A 17,606-nucleotide genomic window follows, 5' to 3' on the forward strand; every position below is an offset into this window, starting at 1 on the left:
GCGGTGTGTCAGCTATAGATAAGCTGGCTGACACACTGCTATCGGGGTGTAGTCAGAAGTAATACGGGAATTTCAGGCTGAAGGTAAAGTCCGGCGCATCATCGGTCATGCCGATCGCCAGGTTCGGCACGATGGTCAGGTTATCCGAGGCGGCAATGGTCATGCCCACGTTGAAGTAACCGGCATTGGCGTCGCTGGACACCACCGATTGCCAGTCGCCGCCGTCCGGCTTGAGCTTGCTCTTGCGCTGCACCAGGTCGGAGACCGAGAACGACATGCTCATTTTTTCGTTGAGCGCGAAGGCTACGCCGACGCCGAACTGGAAGCTGTCGCCCAGGCGGACTTTACCGCCGACCTTCTGGTTGACGTCGCTGCTGATATCGTCAAACGAATCTTCAAAGTTGTGGGTATACGACAGCGAACCAAACAACACTGCCGGGTCGAAGGTCTTGACCAGGGAAATACCCGGGGTGACCGACCAGACCCCGTTGCCCGTCGGCAGGCTTTCCGGCAGGTAGAGGTTGTCGTTGTTGGGCTGCCGGACCAGCTTGATGCCGAAAGGCTCTTTACCCGTGGGCGCCTTGACCCGTACAGACACCACCGCATCCGGCAGGGTCGGGGTTTCGTCGAGAAACTTGTAGGCCACGCCAAAGTTGACGTCGCCAATGGTCGGGTCGCGGGTCACCGAGCCTTCCGAGGTGGCGGTGGCATCGTTGCCGGCGCCGGCCGACTGGTAGGTCGAGTCGCGGTACACCACCGGTACGTTCAGGTCGAACTGCCAACGGTTGTCGACGTTGTAGCGCCCGGTGAGGTCCAGGGTCCAGCTGTCGGACTTGATCCGGTCCAGGTTGATGTTGCCGAGGAAGATCGAGTCCAGCGCGAGGAAGCCATTGAGGGTTAATTGGCGTGCGTCATAACGGGCATAGGTGATGCCGGTTTCAACGCTGAACTTGCCGTTGCCGAAGAAGCCACTGGCCTCGTTGTAGAGGTTGCTCACACTTTGCGCCGGGGCCGAATCGTCCTTGAGGGATTGGCCGTAGGAACTGCCTGCACCACCCGAGGCGGCTGCGGCTCCAGTACCCGTGGTCGCGACAGCGTTACCGCCATTCTTGAAGTCGGCAGGTGACTTGGCCAGGCGCCTGGGGGCGGGCGTCGCCGGTTGATCCTCTACCTGACGTACACGTTGCTCCAGCACAGCCAAGGCTTTTTGCTGCACGTCATAACGTTGCTTGAGTTCCAGGAGTTCCCTCTTCAGGGCTTCGATATCGGCGTCTGGCGCGGCATACAACAGGGATGCGGGCAAGAGCGTACTTAAACAAACCACCGCACGTAGCGATAACGATCGATGCATGAAATAAGCCGTCCTTTACTAATGCGTAAGTGTCGAAGGGTCAGCGTAGTTCAATAACCGAGCGTACGTAGGCCTTTGAGCTGATCCAAATTGCAATTCAACGCGGCGTTATTCAAGCCGTTATTGTTCATCACCACGTTGATCTGAGTGATATTTCTGACAAGGTTGGTATTGCCGGTCAGCACCGTACCCTGCAGCACGTTGCCGCCACCGATCTGCTGCAGGCTGCTGCCTTGGTTGTGGTTGGCCTGGATCGCCATCTGCACGCCGCCATTGTTGGCCGATACGCTGACGCGGCCCGCTGCGCTGTCACCGCTCACGGTACCGCCGGCCACCAGTACCTGCCCGGATTGGACGTTATTGGCGGGGGTAACGCCGTTTTCAACATTGATGCCGACGTTGTTGTAGGCGGTGTTGCCATCGCCGGCCGTGCGCACACTTTGGGTCACGCCCTGGCCGCTGCCCAGGCCCGCCCCCCCGACCACGTTACCGGTGCCGGTGGTTGGAGGCATGCCGGTACCGGTCGAACCGGTGGTTTGCACATAGAACTGGGGGGTGATAGTGGTCTTGTCGATCTGCATGTTGGCCGTGCCGGTGATGCTGTCACCGACGGCATTGGTCCAGGTGCTGCTCATGACGATGCCGAAGCTGATGATGCGCCCCGGCATTACGTAGCGGCCACGCAGTTCGGCCATTTCTGCGTCCTTGAGTTCGATAGGCTTAAACCCCGATGACGCATAAGCGGGCATTGAGGCTGCCACGCACAACAGCGTCAGCCAACGGCAAGTGTTCATCTGCGGCTCCTGGGGCGTCCTGCCCCTTATTGCGCTTCTAGAAGAAGTCGCTCTGGATAAAACCGAAATCCATCAGCTCTGCATCGCCCACCGGCTTGAACTCATTCATCTGGCTCTTGGCAGTCAGCGGCATGGGCGGGTCGAGCAGGACGTTGGCCTTGTCGTAACCTTCACCCAGCACGGCGAAGACAATGCCATTCCAGCCTTTGACGAAATCGTCACGGGAATAGCGCTTGTGGCCCAGCACCGGGTCGCCGATATATACCCAGTCCTTGTCGGCCCGTTGCATCACCACGAAGTGCTTGTAGCCACGGATTTCCAGCAGCACCACCACGGGGATTTTCACGGTCAGCAAGGTATCCGGCGCGATCTTGTAGCCGCGGGCACGCATGCCGATGCTTTCGAGGTAGCGCTTCATGTCCAGCATGGAAAAGCCCTGGGTTCGCACCAGGTCCTGGTCGGCGGTCACCAGCATGCCTTTGATGATGTGGTCTTCGTCGACGTCCAGCCAATAGGCCTGGCGCAGGATGGTGGCGAGTGCCGCGGCACCGCAGCTGAAATCGGTTTTCTGTTCCACCAGGTTGGCGAAGCGGCGCTCACGGATGCTCTCGACCTTCTTGTAGATCACCGCGCCGCCGGGCATGGCGGAGATCGCCATGGTGCCTGCCCAGGTCGTGCCGGTGAGCAACATCAGGAGGGTGAGAATCGCGAGGCGCATGATCGGATCACCTGCTGGACACTGGAATAAGATAGGGCCTTGTTGCCAAGGCCCCGTTGGATCAGAAGCGCACGCTGCTGCTGCAGACGCTGCAACCTTGGCCGATCGCCAGGCTGTTGCTGCCTTGGTTGCCCGCACCGGATTGCAGGTTGACGCCTACGTTGCCGGAGTTGCGGTTAACCGAGTTGTCGAGGCTTGCGTTGTTGGACACGTATTGCGGCTTGCCACCATAACCATGGCTGCTGGCGGCCGCATTGAGGTAGCTGTTGTTGAGCGAGTTTTGCTCGGTGTTGGAGGCCGCTGCGATGTTCTTGCCATCGGCAGTAGTGATTGCCAGGTTGTTTTTACCTTGGTTGCCTTGCCCGGCCTGACCGTTGTAACCCACGTTGCCGGAGTTACCAGTGATGGAACCGTCAAGAGAGGCGTTGTTTTGCGTGCCTTTGTTGACGAAGTTATTGCCTGAACTGCCTTGATCTACATCGATCACCGCAAACACAGTGGCAAAGTCACCTTTTGCACTGGAGATGGCACCGGCATTGTCGGCCTGGTTACCGGACCCCGATTGCGCGTTGACGCCGACGTTACCGCTGTTGCTGTTGACCGAGTTATCGGCCGAGGCGTTGTTTTCGGTGTTGGTGTCGTCGAATTTGTTGTGTTCGCTTTTTTGGACATCAGTGACGACAGCGGCAACAGTGCCGGTGGGTTGAGGGGTTGGATGCCAGCCACCCGCTTGAGCAGCAGCAGCCATGAGCGCGGCGAGAGCGAAAACCAGTGGTTTGAGCGCCATTTGAGGTTTCATGGTGTTTCTCCTTGCTTCTAATTAGTTGGGTTAAGTGTTGGTACGGTCTAACTAACGTCTACCAAGCGGTTACTTGATAGTGATACCCAGGGTGTTAGCCACTCGGTTCCCCACCCCGGCACTCTGGTTCACCTGAATCACACCTCGGCTGCCGGTGAAGGCCTGGTCGCTGGTAACGACCTGGCGGCTGCCAGTGGTGGGGGTGAGCCCTGAGTCAGTTGCCAGCGTCGTCGTGTTCTGTTGCAACAGGACGCTGTCATCGATGCTTTGCGGGCCAGGGTTGAGGCTGATCCGCAGCGCATTGATCGATTGGTTATTGGCCCCGGCCGACTGGTTGACGCCCAGTACACCTTTGCCATTGGTAAAAGAGGTGCCCTGGATCGTCGCCTTGGCGTTCAGGGCCGGGTCGACCTTGCCGTTGAGGTTCTGGATGTCGACGGTGGTGGCTTGGCCACCGAACGCCATGGCGCGGCTGTTGGAGCTTTGCTGCTGAGTGCCGGCCGCCTGGTTGATCGACATCAACCCTTCGAAATGCTGGCCGCTGTTGTTGATCACCGCGGTGTTGTCGGCCATGGCCAAGGCGCTGCCCAGCAGGGCGAACATCAACAGGGCACGATTCATCACTTGCCCCCCAGCATGTTGCCGAGGTTGTTCAAGGGCGCCATGCCGCGCTGGATCGAGTCGCTGATCTGCCCGCCCATGCTGTTGCCCGCACCATGGCCGGCGGCTGCGCCAGTGCCCAGTGTCGACATGCCGTGCTGTGTGGTGCCAAGGCCAGACAAACTGGCATTGGGCTGGATGGAGCGGGCGAGGCTTGCGCCGCTGCTGATGCCGCCAATATCCGCGTCGCTGAGTTCGCCGGACAGGGCGTTGATGATCTCTTTGCTGGGGTTGGCGTTGGCGGTAGTGGGGTAGGGGTCGGGGCCGAAGGCCGGGCGGCCAACCATATGCCCCTGCACATTACGACCCGTGACGATAACGCCGTCACCGGCAAAGCTCGGAATACTGATACCGGCACTGAGTACACAGCTGACCAGCAGTACGGTCATCGAACCTTGAGCAAGTGTGTTCACGGCGGCAGTCCTTATGCTTCACGCTGACCCTAAACAGCGTTGTCAGGGAAAGAGCAGAAGCCGTGCCGCTTTTGATTTTTTGTTTATTTACAGATGGTTATGTTTAAAGCCAGGCAAAGTGATGGCAACGCTGTTTCAACGTTGAAACAGTCCCCCGGCGCTTGAGACAGGCCCATCCTCACCTCGCACTGTCTCAGCGATGTAACACCGCCCATGACAAATGGATGAATCCGCACAATGCGGGCGATTCAGGGGCGGAAGGTGTTTCAAAACTGAGACTGCGGGCGTGAGCGAACCCACTCCTGCATGAGGGCTCAACCCTTGGGGGTTTTACCTGGGATGGAATTGAGTACGGGGTTGCCGTCCTGGTTCTGGGTCAGATAGACCGGCAGTACCTTGGGCAGGGAGGGAACGAGGTTGCTGACTTCATTGATATTGTAGATGCCGCCGATGCGGATCTTGCCGGTACCGGCGTCTGCGAGCATGACCGGCGTTTTCAGGTAACGGTTGATCAGCGGCAGCGCATCCGTCAGGGGCAGGTTGTCGAGCACCAGCTTGCCGTGGCGCCATGCCAGCGCGCTGTCATCGGGGCTGATGGCGGCGACTTGCGGGGTGTCGTCACCTTGGCGAAAGCTGGCCTGCATGCCTGGGCTCAGCGGTACACTGGCGTGCTCCGCGTCGCTGGAAACCTGCACCGAGCCTTCCAGCAATATCACCCGCACCTGTTCGTCGTATTCCCAGACGTTGAACTGGGTACCGGTTACCCGCACCTGGCCTTCGCCGGCCCGCACGATAAACGGGTGTTCGCGGTCGTGGGTCACCTTGAAGAACGCTTCGCCCTTTTTCAAGGTGACCCGGCGCTGGTCCTTGTAGTGGCTGTAGACCAGCTCGGTGCCCAGGTTCAACTCCACTTGGCTACCATCGCCCAGAGTGATTTTTTCCAGGCCATTGGTTGCCTCGAAATGTTCATAAGAACTGGGCAACCAACCGGCTTCCCAGCCGGTAAAGGCCGCAAGCGGCAATGCGCCAAGGCAGACCGCTGCGGCCACTGCGTAGTTGCGTAACCGGCTGCGTGGCTTGACGGGGGCCACCGTCGGGGCAGGTGGGGGGCGGGGCAGGTGATCGGCCACCTCCCAGATCTCCAGCATGGCCGCATATTCGAAGGCGTGCAGCGGATGAGCATCGTGCCATTGCGTAAAAGCCTGACGTTCGCTCGCCGTGCAATCGGCGGCATGCAGGCGCATGCACCAATGCGCGGCGGCGTCGGTGATCGCATCGTATTCGGCGTCTGAAAGGGGCTTTTCGCTCATTGACTCATCCTGGTTTGCCGCATTCTAACCCCCCGAGGCAGGCGGCGAGAACCGCCATCATGGCGATTGCACATCAATTGGAACTTATTCTTATTTGGTAATACCTAAAATATCAGGACAAGTGTCCGGCATTCCCACAATGGAGTACGAATATGTTGAAGAAAACCTTAGTCGCCCTGTGTGCAACCACCGCGCTGCTCAGCGCTGGCGCCGCCCTGGCCGATAAGCCGGGCGCCGGCTGGATCACTATCGAGAAGGCCATTGAAGTGGCGAAGACCAAGGCTGGGTATGTCGAGGTCTATTCGGCTGAAGCCGACAACGACGGTTACTGGGAAGTCAAAGGTCGCAAGTCCGACGGCACTGTCTATGAAGCCCGTATCGACGGCGCCTCCGGCAATGTCCTGCGCGACCAGAAAGACTGATTTGCCCGCTGGGGGCCTGCTCAGGCCCCCACATCAAGCATACGCCCCAGATGCGTTATCAGGTAAGTGACTGAGTCTGCGTTGGATAGAATCACGTCAATGCGCTTGTCAACGTTGCTCATAAAGATTTGCCTGGCTTCAATCAGGTTCTTGGCACCGGTGGTGCTCAGGACTTTGCGCTTGAGGTAGTGGGTGGTAGTGAAAAAACCGTAGTCCTCCCAGGTATTCGAAACATCATCCCACGTCTTGAACAATACGCTGGCCGGCGTCAATGTGGACAAGGCAGTGGTTTGCAAATCATCCTGGCGGGTCTTCACCGCCTGGGCGCCAGGCTTGGCGGTGTCGATCAGGTCGCGAAACGGCTCTAAGCTGCGCAGGTAGGCAATATCTGCTGTCTCGAACCTCAGGTGGGTCAGTTCATGGATCAGGGTAGCGGCCCTGGCGTGGGCCGACATGTCGAAGGGAACGCTCAACCTGTCCAGGTAATCCGACATGTTCGGATCAAAGAATCGCTCGAATAAATACACTTTGCGTTCGCTGTCAGTGACCAGCACCATGGCGTATTCACTGGTAGGATCCACCAGGCTGGCGCCGCTGACGAAACGCATCGAGTCAGCGCTGATCAACGTGGGGTCACTCAACTCGTCCAATATTCCGTCGACGATGTGCTCGATTTTCCTGACCTGGTCTGGGCTCAGGTTGAGGGTGCCGAACAGGTCGCACAAGAACAGGCCGACCCGGCTGTCTGGCGTGAGCAGGTTTGCAAAGTGCTGGATGTTGCGCTTGCAGTTAACGGCATAGTAGGTCGCCACATTCAGCGCTTCGTCGATGGCCTGGGCTTTCCAGCTGGACACTGCGGCAATCGCCCTGATACCCCGCGCTTCAATATTGATATCGTGCCGTTCGGCCCGCAGCACTTTGTGGCGCGTCCAGGCTTGACCGAAGCGCGGCTTGTGTATGGCCAGGTCCACCACCCATCTCCCCTCGGCGTTGCGGCCGACGTAAGGGCCTTGCTGATCGTCGCCGCCCAGGCGCCAGTGGTCCTTGGTTTTCTTCAGCGGATACACCTTGCCGCCCAGTGGCACATAGTCTTTGGCGCTGGTCTTGTCCTTGTAGACATGGGAGGCGGTGTTCAGCTCAAGGTCCTGCAGGTCGATGTCGTGTTCCTCGAACTGTTGCAACCGCGTACGTGAGGTGGCGGTGAGGTCCAAGGTGGCCAGGGTGGTGGCCGTGGGCAGTGTGCCCTCCGGCAGGTCGACGACCTCTGCCTCATCGGGCGGCGGGGTTTCGCTGCCGTCGAGTTCACTGTACAGCGAGGCCATTTGCACCACGGCCAGGATGAAGTCCTTCATTGCGGCTTTCCACTGGTGCAGTTGCAACGCTTCCATCGAGCGCTTGACCAGCTTGTAGCTGCGCCAGACCACCAGCGGATAGGCGAGTTTGCCCGCCATGAAGTACACCGCCGTGGGAATCCCCTTGCCGAGTAGGTCGACGACCTTGTCCCAGAGCAGCTTGGTGCCTTTTTTGAACTGGCAGGCGAGCATCTTGAGCAGGATCAGCGTGTTTTCACTGAACAGGTAATGCAGCAGGTTACCCATGACCGGAGCCGAGGCAAGGTGGACTTCCGATGGGCGATGACGATTGTCCTGCCACAAGCCACGGTAAATGGCCTGGTGCGGATCCTCCAGGTGCTGGAGGGCCCAGTCCTGCAGCTCGCCCGGGCGCTCCAGTTCATCCAGCAACGCTTGTTCGCTGGCGTATTGCTTGAGCACATGGTGCTCGCTGTAGGGGGCATACAGCACCACAGGGCCGGCCTCTTTGCTGGGCGCACCGATCAGGTACATGCCCAGTACCTTGGCGGCAGTGGCGCCTGCGGTCGCCACCAATTCCACGGGCCGGATCAGCGCAGACGCGCCCTCCAGCGCCGCGCGTGCCAGGCCATCAGGCATGTCGAACACTTGCTGGACCAGGCCCAGGGCCTCGCTCGAGAGGCGTTCTTGCAGACGTTGCTCGTGGGCATATTGCAACACCTGCCAAGGCAATTGCCGGCAGAACCGACGCCGGCGTGCACGGGCTGCCTCGGTGCTGGTGTCCAGCGCAGTTTGCAGGTGCTTCTGGTAGATCGATTTCAAGTCCAACTGCCGCACCATCTGGATCACCGCATTGGCATCCAGGGTAGGGGGCAAGGGCTCGGCGCTACGTGAGCGCGGGCGAATAATCTGGCTGTTCAGGTCCGGCCAGTGGCGCAAGGCAAAATCGGTCAGATTGTAGTCGTGGATATCGAGGGCCTGGTGTACGGGAATCAGCACGTTATCAGGGCTGATGGTCTGCTTGGGAAAGCGTGCCTGGAGCAGCTCCAGCAGGGCGGAAAAGGTATGCTCGCGGATGGTCGTAATGCCATGCAGGTAGTCTTCTTCCTCGGGGGCGCTGTTGTGATATTGCTCCAGCAGTTCGGCGTGGTGGATCTGCTCCGCGGCTGGCGCCATTGCCAGCCAGACGGGCAGGGCCTGCTGGTTGACCATGGCCTCGGCCAACGCCTGGGCCCGCCCCAGGTTGGTTGGGGCAGGCGTCTGCAGGACCGCATCCAGGCGGTCCTGCACGGCGCGCGCGGGCAGGTCCATTGCCAACAGATGATCCACCGCGTCCATGACGCAGTTGCCGTAAGTTTTCAGACGATCATCCAGCAGGTTCTCGTCAATACGTTGCAGTGGCCCCAGGCGATACTGCCGATGAGGCACGCGTTGGGAAAACGGCAGGTTCTCCAGCAGCGAGAGGCGTTTGATCGGATGCTCCAGGCGCTTGGTGAGGGCCTGGAGCAGGGCCGGGACCGAGGCAAATACCTCATGGCCGCGCCGGGGCGTCCATAGAGTCGCCTGGCCCGAGCGCCTGGGGTCAAGGCCGCCACGCTCGGTGATTACAAACAGGTTGGCCAACGGCAGCAGCGTATCGTACGTGCCCTGTTGCAAGGTCAGTGCGTAGGCATCCGGGAGGAAACCGTTGATCCCATGGCGGGTCAGGCGCACCAGGCTGTCGGTGCGCAACACCGTATCCAGAATGGCATGGGGAGCGGTCGGCAGGGTTTTCCCCAGCAGCCGTAGTTCAGCCTCGCTGCGCAGGCCCAGCAGCATCGAGTGCGCATGTTTATCGCGGGTGTTTTCCAGGAACAGACGCGGGAGTTCACGCATATCATGGCCGGCAAACACGTTCAGCACCTGTTCGATGATGGCGTTAAAGCTTTTGAGGCTTATGTTATTGAGCTGTTGGGCCACACCCTGGTCGCGCTTTGTGTAGAAACCCGTCCTGGATGACACCGGCAGCGGTCTGCTTTCCTGGGCCAGGCGCTGGATGAAGTGTTCAACCATGCTCAGGGACGAAAGCGCCGGACGCTCCTCGCGCTGCTGGGCGCGGGAGGCGTAGGTGTTGATGTGGACCTCATCGGCCTTGAGGTCCAGCTGGTGCTTTTGCAGTTGCATGTCCAGCGCCACGGCTGCCATGCCGCGCAGTGTAGGGTGCTTAGCGAGCTCAATGCTTAACCCCTCTTGGGCAGCTTGCAGGCGGCGCAGATGTAATTTGGCGCGCTCGGCCAGGACCGTGGAGGGGCGGCCATTACCGCTGGTCACAGGATGGACCGTCCAGCGCCCCTTGGTTTCCAGGTCGACCAGCCGATGGTCGAGCATGGTGCGGATGTCCAACGCGTAATCGAGCAAGGCGTCCAGGTCCACCTGGCCGGCGCTTGCGCGATAGAGGCCCAGGGCGTGGTTCATGTTACTGATCTGCTTGGCGGCAATGTCTTCGATCATGCTGGTAAACACATGCCCCGTGACGGGGCGCGCAGCAATGTTTATCTGGTCCAGGCCGATGAAGATGTTGCGTTCGTCCAGGGACAGGAAATTAAGCAGCTCATCTTCGTGTCCGGCGGCCTTGAGCATGCTCAACAGTGTGTCCTTGAGGTCATCCAGGTCTTGGAGTACCTGCAGGCCACGGGATTGGGTGTACAGATAAGCGTGGTTTTCGTGCAGCATCAGGGTGCTGGCCAATTCCACGTAGTGCTGGTAGGGCGCATAGATACGCACTTTTTCCACGCTCAGGTTGGCGGCGTAGGCGCTGCGAGCGGCCTGGTCGTCTAGGAACATGGCCTGGAGCATATGGCTATCGGTGGAGCTAAGGATGCCGGCCTGGCGCTTGAGCAGTATATCGAGGCGAAATTTGTCGGCCATGACTTGCGCAAACAGTTGCAGGCGCGAGGTGCCACCGTCGATGTCTTCGTTCCAGTAGGTTTGCAGCAGGCTATCGAGCAGTTTGGACAGCGTACCGGAGGTTTGTTCTACGAGGCGCTCCCAGTGTTCCCGGTCTTGTTGCAACTGGGTCGGGGTGAAGTCGGTGGTGACATGCTTGGGGTTGAAGAATTCGCGGGTTTGCCCTGTAGGCCAGGCGTGTTTCACGTAGAACAGCAGGAGCGCTTCCCGTAGCGGCAGCGGGTCGATCCAGCGCCGGTCGGCATCCGTCGGGCTTTGCATAAAGCAATTGACCCGCGTATCCCGTTGATCCAAGCCGGGGAAATACGGATGGGCCATGATGCCGAGCAGGGTGTCGAGCATACCGGACAGGGTCGGGGTTTTCTGCAACTGAGCCAGGATGGCGTGTACGTTGGCCTGCTGGCAGGCCTGCAGGGTTTGTTCCTGGTCCGCCATGACGGCACCTTCGACCAGTAGGGTTGTCAGCGTCATGGCCGTGCCCACCGGCAGGCTGTTGCGCTGGGCGATCGACAGGAAACTGAGCAATTCGACGCGCTGAACCGGGTCGGCCAGTGCCTGGCTGACCTCGGCGAGCAGCGTGGCATGACTGTCAAAGACTTGGATACCGCCGTAGGGGGTATACAGCAGGGCCTTGCTACCGTCCGGACTGGGGCTCATCAGGAACACACCGGCCAGTGGGATCACGGCTTTGCCCGCTACCGTGAGCAACAGCTTTTCGACACGCATGGCGGGGCTTTGGAGGCGGCTATCCTGACGGCTGGCAGCGCTGGCGTAATACACGCCATGTAGCCATTCCAGGTCCTTGACCGTAAGCCCCAGGGCGCGCTCGCGCTCGCTCAGTGTCGAACGATTGACGGGTTGCAAAAATTCGTCGAAAAAATACGGTGGGGTGACGCGAGTCATGGCCTGGCTCCAGCGTGAATACGGAAACGCAGGGTAGTCAGGCCCTTGTACCGGGCGGGGGTAACTATTGAGCCAAGCGGCAAGTTGACAGTGAGCGCTGTGCGTGGTGTTTAATCGACGATCTGGATTTGTCCATTCGTTGCCCCTTCCAATCATAAAAACGGAGCTTCAAATGTCTGCACAGTCTCCGACAGTCGCCACGGCTTCGACCTCGATCCCGTTCACCGAGCTGGTGACCTTGCTGCAACAGGTATTTGTTCGGCATGGCACGTCGCCCGAGGTGGCTTTGGTGCTCGCGCACAATTGCGCCAGCGCCGAACGCGATGGCGCCCATAGCCATGGGGTGTTCCGTATTCCCGGGTATGTCTCGACGCTCGGCAGTGGCTGGGTCAGCGGCAAGGCAGTGCCGGTGGTCGAGGATGTCGCCTCCGGGTTTGTACGCGTGGATGCCAACAACGGCTTCGCCCAACCGGCCCTGGCGGCGGCGCGCAGCCTGTTGGTGGAGAAGGCCCGCAGTGCCGGGATCGCCTTGCTGGCGATTCGCAATTCCCACCATTTCGCCGCACTGTGGCCAGACGTGGAGCCCTTTGCCGAAGAAGGCCTGGTGGCCCTGAGCGTGGTCAACAGCATGACCTGCGTGGTGCCCCACGGCGCGGATCGGCCGCTGTTCGGCACCAACCCCATTGCATTTGCCGCACCCCGCGCCGATGGCCCGCCGATTGTATTTGACCTGGCCACCAGCGCCATTGCCCATGGCGATGTGCAGATTGCCGCACGCAAGGGCGAGCGCTTGCCCCTGGGCACCGGGGTCGACAGCCTGGGCCAGCCGACCCAGGACCCCAAGGCCATCCTTGAGGGCGGCGCGTTGTTGCCGTTTGGAGGGCACAAGGGCTCGGCACTGTCGATGATGGTCGAACTGTTGGCGGCAGCCCTGACTGGCGGCAATTTTTCCTTTGAGTTTGATTGGTCCAACCACCCTGGCGCCCGCACACCCTGGACCGGCCAGTTGCTGATCGTGATCGATCCGGCCAAAACGGCAGGGCAAGGCTTCGCCGAGCGCAGCCAGGAACTGGTGCGGCAGATGCATGCGGCAGGGTTGAGGAGGTTGCCGGGGGATCGGCGGCATCGCACGCGGGCGAAATCGTTGCAGGAGGGAATCATGTTGGAGGTGGAGGTATTGCAGCAATTGCGCGAGCTGGCGAGTTGAAACAATGGCGTGGCAGCGGTGGGCCGTTGCCACGCCATGGGTCAGTTGCGGCGACCCAGCAACAGGCCGACCACCAGCCCGAAACCGGCGGAAATCGCCACGGTCTGCCATGGGTGTCCACCGATATAGGTCTCGGTGGCATCGACCACCGGCTTGCTGCGTTCACGCACGCTGGACAGCGAGTCCAGGGCTTGCTTGAGCTTGATGGCGACCTGCTCGCGCAGGGTTTCACCTTCTTCGCCCACCAGGGATGCGCTGTTCTTGAGCAGTTTGTCCGACTCCTCGATCAGCGCGGTCAATTCGCTGAAAGCTTGGTCCTTGATTTGTTCTTCGGCAGCTTGGGCGGCGGTTTTGCGGGCCATTGGGGTGACTCCTTGCAGGTGAATGTGACAGTGAACAATGGAGTGTCGGGCAGCGGCAAAAGTTGCAGTTATTTTCCCGGGCGTTCATCTGCGGCAAAATCCGGATCGGGAACTTTAGACCTACAGTGTAAGATGTCACCTATTTGTGCAGCAGGTAACTTAACATGAGCTTCAATCTCGCCAACAAGACCCTCGCCGAACGCGCCGAGCTGGAAGATGAAAAGTCCCGCCTCTATGACCTGTGGCAAACCAACCTGGGCAAGGCCAAGGGCGAAGCCGCGCGGTTGTTCGGCGAGCGCGCCAAGCGCAAGGGCAAGTGGGCCGAATGGGTGCGTGCCGAACTGGACGGCATGTCGCCGCCGGAGTTTTCCAACATGGTGCGCAGTGAGGTCAACAAGCTGATGGCGGCGGCGAAGTAAAGCACGCCACAACCGCCTCGCGCACCTTGAGCAACAGCGGATCAAGCTGGGTCTGGGTGCGCCAACCCAGCTCCACCGGGTAACGCGGCAGCGCCAACGGGCAGGGCAACACCTGCAGGCCGGTCATCTGCGCGATGGCCTGGGCCGCGTGCCCGGGAATCGTCGCCACTGCCGCGCTGCCTTTGAGCAGGTACGGCAGCGCGGCGAAGTGGCTGGTGGACGCGCACACCTGACGTCTCAAGCCCTGCGCCGCCAAGCCTTCGTCGGTAATGCCGATAAAGCCGCCCGACGACACCAGCACATGCTCCCGTGCGACGAACTCCTCAAGGTCGATACGTTGCTGGCCGGGCGCCAGGCTGGACGGGTCTACCAGGCAGCGATAATCGCCTTCCCCCAGTACCTGTCGACTCAACCTGCGCTCGGCAAAACCGCCGGCGGTGACAGCCAGGTCCAGGTTGCGGTCAAGCAGGGCGCCAGCGACGATCTGGCTGTGGGTCTGGCGAAAGATTACCCGCAGTTTTGGCAGGCGCTGAGCGATGGCGTCCATCAGTCGACGGCCGTAGGCAATCTCGAAGTCGTCGGACAGCCCCAGGACCACCGAGCGCCCCTCGTAGTGCAGGTTATCCGGGTTGATCATCGCCAGGCTCTGCCGGCAGCGATCCAGTGCCTCGCTGATCACCGGTTTCAACTGATTGGCGCGCAATGTCGGCGCCAGGCCGCGGCCGGTGCGGATGAACAATGGGTCGCCATACACCTCGCGCAAACGCCGCAAGCCGGCACTGATCGCCGATTGCGTCACCCCCAGGCGCAACGCTGCGCGGCTGGCGCTGGACTCGTCGTGCAGGGCTTCGAAGGTTTTCAGCAGGTTAAGGTCAACCTGGGCGATATTCATTTGGCTCATATCATTTAGCACTGGAGTGGGCTTTATTCATGATCGAGCCTGGCCGGAGAATGGGCAACCCCCACTTTCGGAGTGATTCTGATGCCTGTTTCTATCGTCGCTGCCTTGCAAATCGGTTCCTTGCCCAGTGGCAAGGCTGACACCCTTGCGCAGATCCTGACTTTTGAAGATGAGATTTTGCACAGTGGCGCGCAATTGGTGGTCATGCCCGAGGCGTTGCTGGGCGGCTACCCCAAGGGCGAAAGCTTCGGTACACAGTTGGGCTATCGCCTGCCCCAAGGGCGTGAAGCGTTTGCGCGGTATTTTGCCAATGCCATCGACGTGCCGGGTGTGGAGACCGAGGCGCTGGCCGGGTTGTCGGCGCGTACCGGTGCCAGCCTGGTGCTCGGGGTGATTGAGCGCAGTGGCAGTACGCTGTATTGCACTGTGCTGTACTTCGAACCCTCAAGTGGTCTGGTCGCCAAGCACCGCAAGTTGATGCCGACCGGTACCGAACGGCTGATCTGGGGCAAAGGCGATGGCTCGACGCTGCCGGTGATCGACGCGGCAGTTGGACGTATCGGCGGCGCGGTGTGCTGGGAAAACATGATGCCGCTGCTGCGTACCGCGATGTACGCCAAAGGGGTGGAGGTGTGGTGTGCGCCCACGGTGGACGAGCGCGAAATGTGGCAGGTGAGCATGCGCCATGTCGCCCATGAAGGGCGCTGTTTTGTCGTGAGTGCTTGCCAGGTGCAGGCATCGCCAGAGGCGTCGGGTGTCGAGGTTGCCAACTGGCCCGCAGATCGCCCGTTGATTGCCGGCGGCAGCGTGATTGTCGGGCCCATGGGTGACATTCTGGCCGGGCCGATGCTGGGAGAGGCGGGGTTGTTGACGGCGCAGATCAATACCGATGACTTGGTGCGGGCACGCTACGATTATGACGTGGCGGGGCACTACGCCCGGCCGGATATTTTTGAACTGACCGTAGACGAGCGCGCCCAGCCCGGTGTTCGCTTCATCACTGACTGAACCGGGTCAAACCAAAGCTTTTGTAGGAGCGAGCTTGCTCGCGAAAAACCCATAGGCGCCGCGTTTGTTCAGGAAACACGCGTTATCGTTGACGTTTTTCGCGAGCAAGCTCGCTCCTACAGTTGATCTTCAGCATTTCGCGGATTTGGATCAGATCTTTCTCGCATCACCAGGTGGCGGTATTGGGCAAATCCAGGGTGCCACGCTCTACAAAGCGCATGGTGCCGAACAACCCGCCCGCCAGTTTTCCGCGCAGTACATAGGGCAGGTTATTCAGGCTTTGGGTCTGGCTCAGGCCCAGGGTCTGGCGCAACACCGAAAACGCCGAAACGCTGACCGGCACCATCAGCACCGTCTCGGAGAAACGTGGGATGCTGCCGGCCTGGTCACTCACGCCTGAGGCCAACGGTCGGCCATTGACTTCCAGGTCCAGGGCCACGCCGTTGTAGTCGATCGCGGTTTCATTGGGGTTCTGCACCCGCAGCTTCACCGCGAAGCGCACTTCCAGGTCCTGGCTTTGCAGCGGCTCGATGCCCACTACGTTGATGTTGACCGGGTCACGGTTGGGGAACAGCGCGCAGGCGCTCAAGGTCAGCAGCAACAGCGATAGAACCATGAGCTTGCGCATATGAAAGGTGCTCCTATTGTTTCGTGACGTCGGGGTCTTGCATGACCTTGAGGGTAGAAGACTCCGGATCGAATTCATCTTCTTCCAGCTCTATGAACTCTTCGGGCAGGAAAATGTTCAGCAGGATTGCACAGAACGCACCCACGGTGATGGGCGACTCGAAGATGTTGTGCAGCGCCTTGGGCAGGTCGCGCAGTACTTCCGGTACGGCGGCAACGCCCAGGCCCATGCCCAGGGAGATTGCCACGATCAGCACATTGCGCCGATGCAGGCCGGCTTCGGCGAGGATCTTGATCCCGGCCACTGCCACGGTGCCGAACATGATCAGGGTCGCGCCGCCCAGCACCGGCTTGGGCATCAGTTGCAGCACCGCGCCGATCATCGGGAACAGCCCCAGCAGCACCAGCAGGCCGGCAATAAAATAGGCGACGTAGCGGCTGGCCACGCCTGTCAATTGGATCACCCCGTTGTTCTGGGCGAAGGTCACCATCGGCAGGCTGTTGAAGGTGGCGGCCATCGCCGAGTTGAGGCCGTCGGCCAGCAGGCCGGACTTGATGCGCTTGATATACAGCGGGCCCTTGACCGGTTGTTGGGAAATCATCGAGTTGGCAGTCAGGTCACCGGCGGCTTCCAGGGGCGAAATCAGGAAGATCACCGCCACCGGGATAAACGCCACCCAGTCGAACGAGAAACCATACTTGAACGGCACCGGCACGCTGATCAACGGCACCTGGGGCAGGGCGGCCATGTCGACCCGGCCCAGCCACCACGCGACGAAGAAACCCAGGCTCAGGCCGATCACGATCGAACCCAGGCGCAGGAACGGGTTGCTGAACCGGTTGAGAACCACGATGGTCAGCAGCACCAGCGCCGCCAGGCCCATATTGCCCGCGGCGCCGAGGTCGCCGGCGCCATAGCCACCGGCCATGTCGGTGACTGCCACCTTGATCAGCGACAGGCCCATCAGGGTAATGATGGTTCCGGTGACCACCGGGGTGATCAGCTTGCGCAGCTTGCCGATGAATTGGCTTAGCACTACCTCGATAAACGCGGCGAAAAAGCAGATACCAAAGATCGTCGACAGGATTTCATCGGTGCCGCCGCCCCGGGCCTTGACCATGAAGCCGGCGCTGAGAATCACGCTGATGAACGAAAAACTGGTGCCTTGCAGGCACAACAGGCCCGAGCCCACCGGCCCGAATGTACGCGCCTGCACGAAGGTGCCGAGCCCCGAGACGAACAGCGCCATGCTCACTAGGTACGGCACCTCGCTTTCCAGGCCGAGTACGCCGCCGACGATCAGGGTCGGGGTGATGATGCCGACGAAACTGGCCAAGACGTGCTGCAGGGCGGCAAATATCGCGGCGGTGAAGTGCGGGCGGTCTTCCAGGCCATAGATCAGGTCGGATTTATAGCGCGGGCGGGGGGCTTGAGCGTCAGACAAAATGATGGCTC

The 17,606-nt window shown here is 60.4% G+C and carries 16 protein-coding genes; 4 read left to right on the forward strand and 12 right to left on the reverse strand.

The genetic code is table 11. The annotated features are described in order from the left end of the window. Positions 1–52: 52 nt before the first annotated feature. The 7 genes from ASD70_RS05025 to ASD70_RS05055 form a co-directional block, all read right to left on the reverse strand. Positions 53–1,351: an autotransporter outer membrane beta-barrel domain-containing protein gene (locus ASD70_RS05025; protein WP_056845818.1), complete on the reverse strand. Its 1,299-nt coding sequence runs from the start codon at positions 1,349–1,351 to the stop codon at positions 53–55. A gap of 50 nt (positions 1,352–1,401) precedes the next feature. Then, positions 1,402–2,145, reverse strand: a complete 744-nt coding sequence (locus tag ASD70_RS05030) for a hypothetical protein (RefSeq protein ID WP_046072358.1) — start codon at positions 2,143–2,145, stop codon at positions 1,402–1,404. Positions 2,146–2,182: 37 nt separating this feature from the next. Continuing rightward, positions 2,183–2,863 (reverse strand): C39 family peptidase, encoded by a 681-nt coding sequence (locus ASD70_RS05035; RefSeq protein WP_056845819.1) that lies wholly within the window; start codon positions 2,861–2,863, stop codon positions 2,183–2,185. A 61-nt stretch (positions 2,864–2,924) separates the two neighbouring features. Next, positions 2,925–3,662 (reverse strand): hypothetical protein, encoded by a 738-nt coding sequence (locus ASD70_RS05040; protein ID WP_046072360.1) that lies wholly within the window; start codon positions 3,660–3,662, stop codon positions 2,925–2,927. Positions 3,663–3,731: 69 nt separating this feature from the next. Beyond that, positions 3,732–4,283: a hypothetical protein gene (locus ASD70_RS05045; protein ID WP_056845820.1), complete on the reverse strand. Its 552-nt coding sequence runs from the start codon at positions 4,281–4,283 to the stop codon at positions 3,732–3,734. Beyond that, positions 4,283–4,711 (reverse strand): hypothetical protein, encoded by a 429-nt coding sequence (locus ASD70_RS05050; protein ID WP_420794068.1) that lies wholly within the window; start codon positions 4,709–4,711, stop codon positions 4,283–4,285. The genes ASD70_RS05045 and ASD70_RS05050 overlap by 1 nt, the downstream gene beginning before the upstream one ends. 338 nt (positions 4,712–5,049) lie before the next feature. Continuing rightward, on the reverse strand, positions 5,050–6,045 hold the full coding sequence (locus ASD70_RS05055; RefSeq protein ID WP_056845822.1) for a FecR family protein: 996 nt from the start codon (positions 6,043–6,045) through the stop codon (positions 5,050–5,052). 152 nt (positions 6,046–6,197) lie between these two features. On the opposite strand from ASD70_RS05055, the gene ASD70_RS05060 reads away from it, so the two are divergent. Continuing rightward, positions 6,198–6,467, forward strand: coding sequence for a PepSY domain-containing protein (locus ASD70_RS05060; RefSeq protein WP_056845823.1), 270 nt, complete (start codon positions 6,198–6,200; stop codon positions 6,465–6,467). A gap of 20 nt (positions 6,468–6,487) precedes the next feature. Here ASD70_RS05060 and ASD70_RS05065 read toward each other — a convergent pair whose 3' ends face one another. Then, positions 6,488–11,626 (reverse strand): dermonecrotic toxin domain-containing protein, encoded by a 5,139-nt coding sequence (locus ASD70_RS05065; RefSeq protein ID WP_056845824.1) that lies wholly within the window; start codon positions 11,624–11,626, stop codon positions 6,488–6,490. Between the two features lie 172 nt (positions 11,627–11,798). Here ASD70_RS05065 and ASD70_RS05070 point away from each other — a divergent pair, with 172 nt between their 5' ends. Then, positions 11,799–12,833: an Ldh family oxidoreductase gene (locus ASD70_RS05070; RefSeq protein ID WP_046072366.1), complete on the forward strand. Its 1,035-nt coding sequence runs from the start codon at positions 11,799–11,801 to the stop codon at positions 12,831–12,833. A 41-nt stretch (positions 12,834–12,874) separates the two neighbouring features. Here ASD70_RS05070 and ASD70_RS05075 read toward each other — a convergent pair whose 3' ends face one another. Next, the gene (locus ASD70_RS05075; RefSeq protein ID WP_046072367.1) at positions 12,875–13,195 is read right to left on the reverse strand and encodes a DUF883 family protein; all 321 of its coding nucleotides are present in this window, start codon (positions 13,193–13,195) and stop codon (positions 12,875–12,877) included. Between the two features lie 164 nt (positions 13,196–13,359). Here ASD70_RS05075 and ASD70_RS05080 point away from each other — a divergent pair, with 164 nt between their 5' ends. Beyond that, positions 13,360–13,614, forward strand: coding sequence for a hypothetical protein (locus ASD70_RS05080; protein ID WP_003190904.1), 255 nt, complete (start codon positions 13,360–13,362; stop codon positions 13,612–13,614). Here ASD70_RS05080 and ASD70_RS05085 read toward each other — a convergent pair. Then, positions 13,586–14,506: a LysR family transcriptional regulator gene (locus tag ASD70_RS05085; protein WP_056845825.1), complete on the reverse strand. Its 921-nt coding sequence runs from the start codon at positions 14,504–14,506 to the stop codon at positions 13,586–13,588. The genes ASD70_RS05080 and ASD70_RS05085 overlap by 29 nt on opposite strands. A gap of 90 nt (positions 14,507–14,596) precedes the next feature. Here ASD70_RS05085 and ASD70_RS05090 point away from each other — a divergent pair, with 90 nt between their 5' ends. Then, entirely contained in the window at positions 14,597–15,523 is a 927-nt protein-coding gene (locus tag ASD70_RS05090) for a carbon-nitrogen hydrolase family protein (RefSeq protein WP_056845826.1), read from the forward strand. 166 nt (positions 15,524–15,689) lie between these two features. On the opposite strand, the gene ASD70_RS05095 is transcribed toward ASD70_RS05090, so the two are convergent. Together ASD70_RS05095 and ASD70_RS05100 are read right to left on the reverse strand one after the other, a co-directional pair. Next, the gene (locus ASD70_RS05095; protein WP_043050713.1) at positions 15,690–16,151 is read right to left on the reverse strand and encodes an LEA type 2 family protein; all 462 of its coding nucleotides are present in this window, start codon (positions 16,149–16,151) and stop codon (positions 15,690–15,692) included. 13 nt (positions 16,152–16,164) lie between these two features. Beyond that, positions 16,165–17,595 (reverse strand): nucleobase:cation symporter-2 family protein, encoded by a 1,431-nt coding sequence (locus tag ASD70_RS05100; protein WP_043050714.1) that lies wholly within the window; start codon positions 17,593–17,595, stop codon positions 16,165–16,167. Positions 17,596–17,606 lie beyond the last annotated feature (11 nt).

Source organism: Pseudomonas sp. Root569 (assembly GCF_001427465.1).
GTDB classification, from domain to species: domain Bacteria; phylum Pseudomonadota; class Gammaproteobacteria; order Pseudomonadales; family Pseudomonadaceae; genus Aquipseudomonas; species Aquipseudomonas synxantha.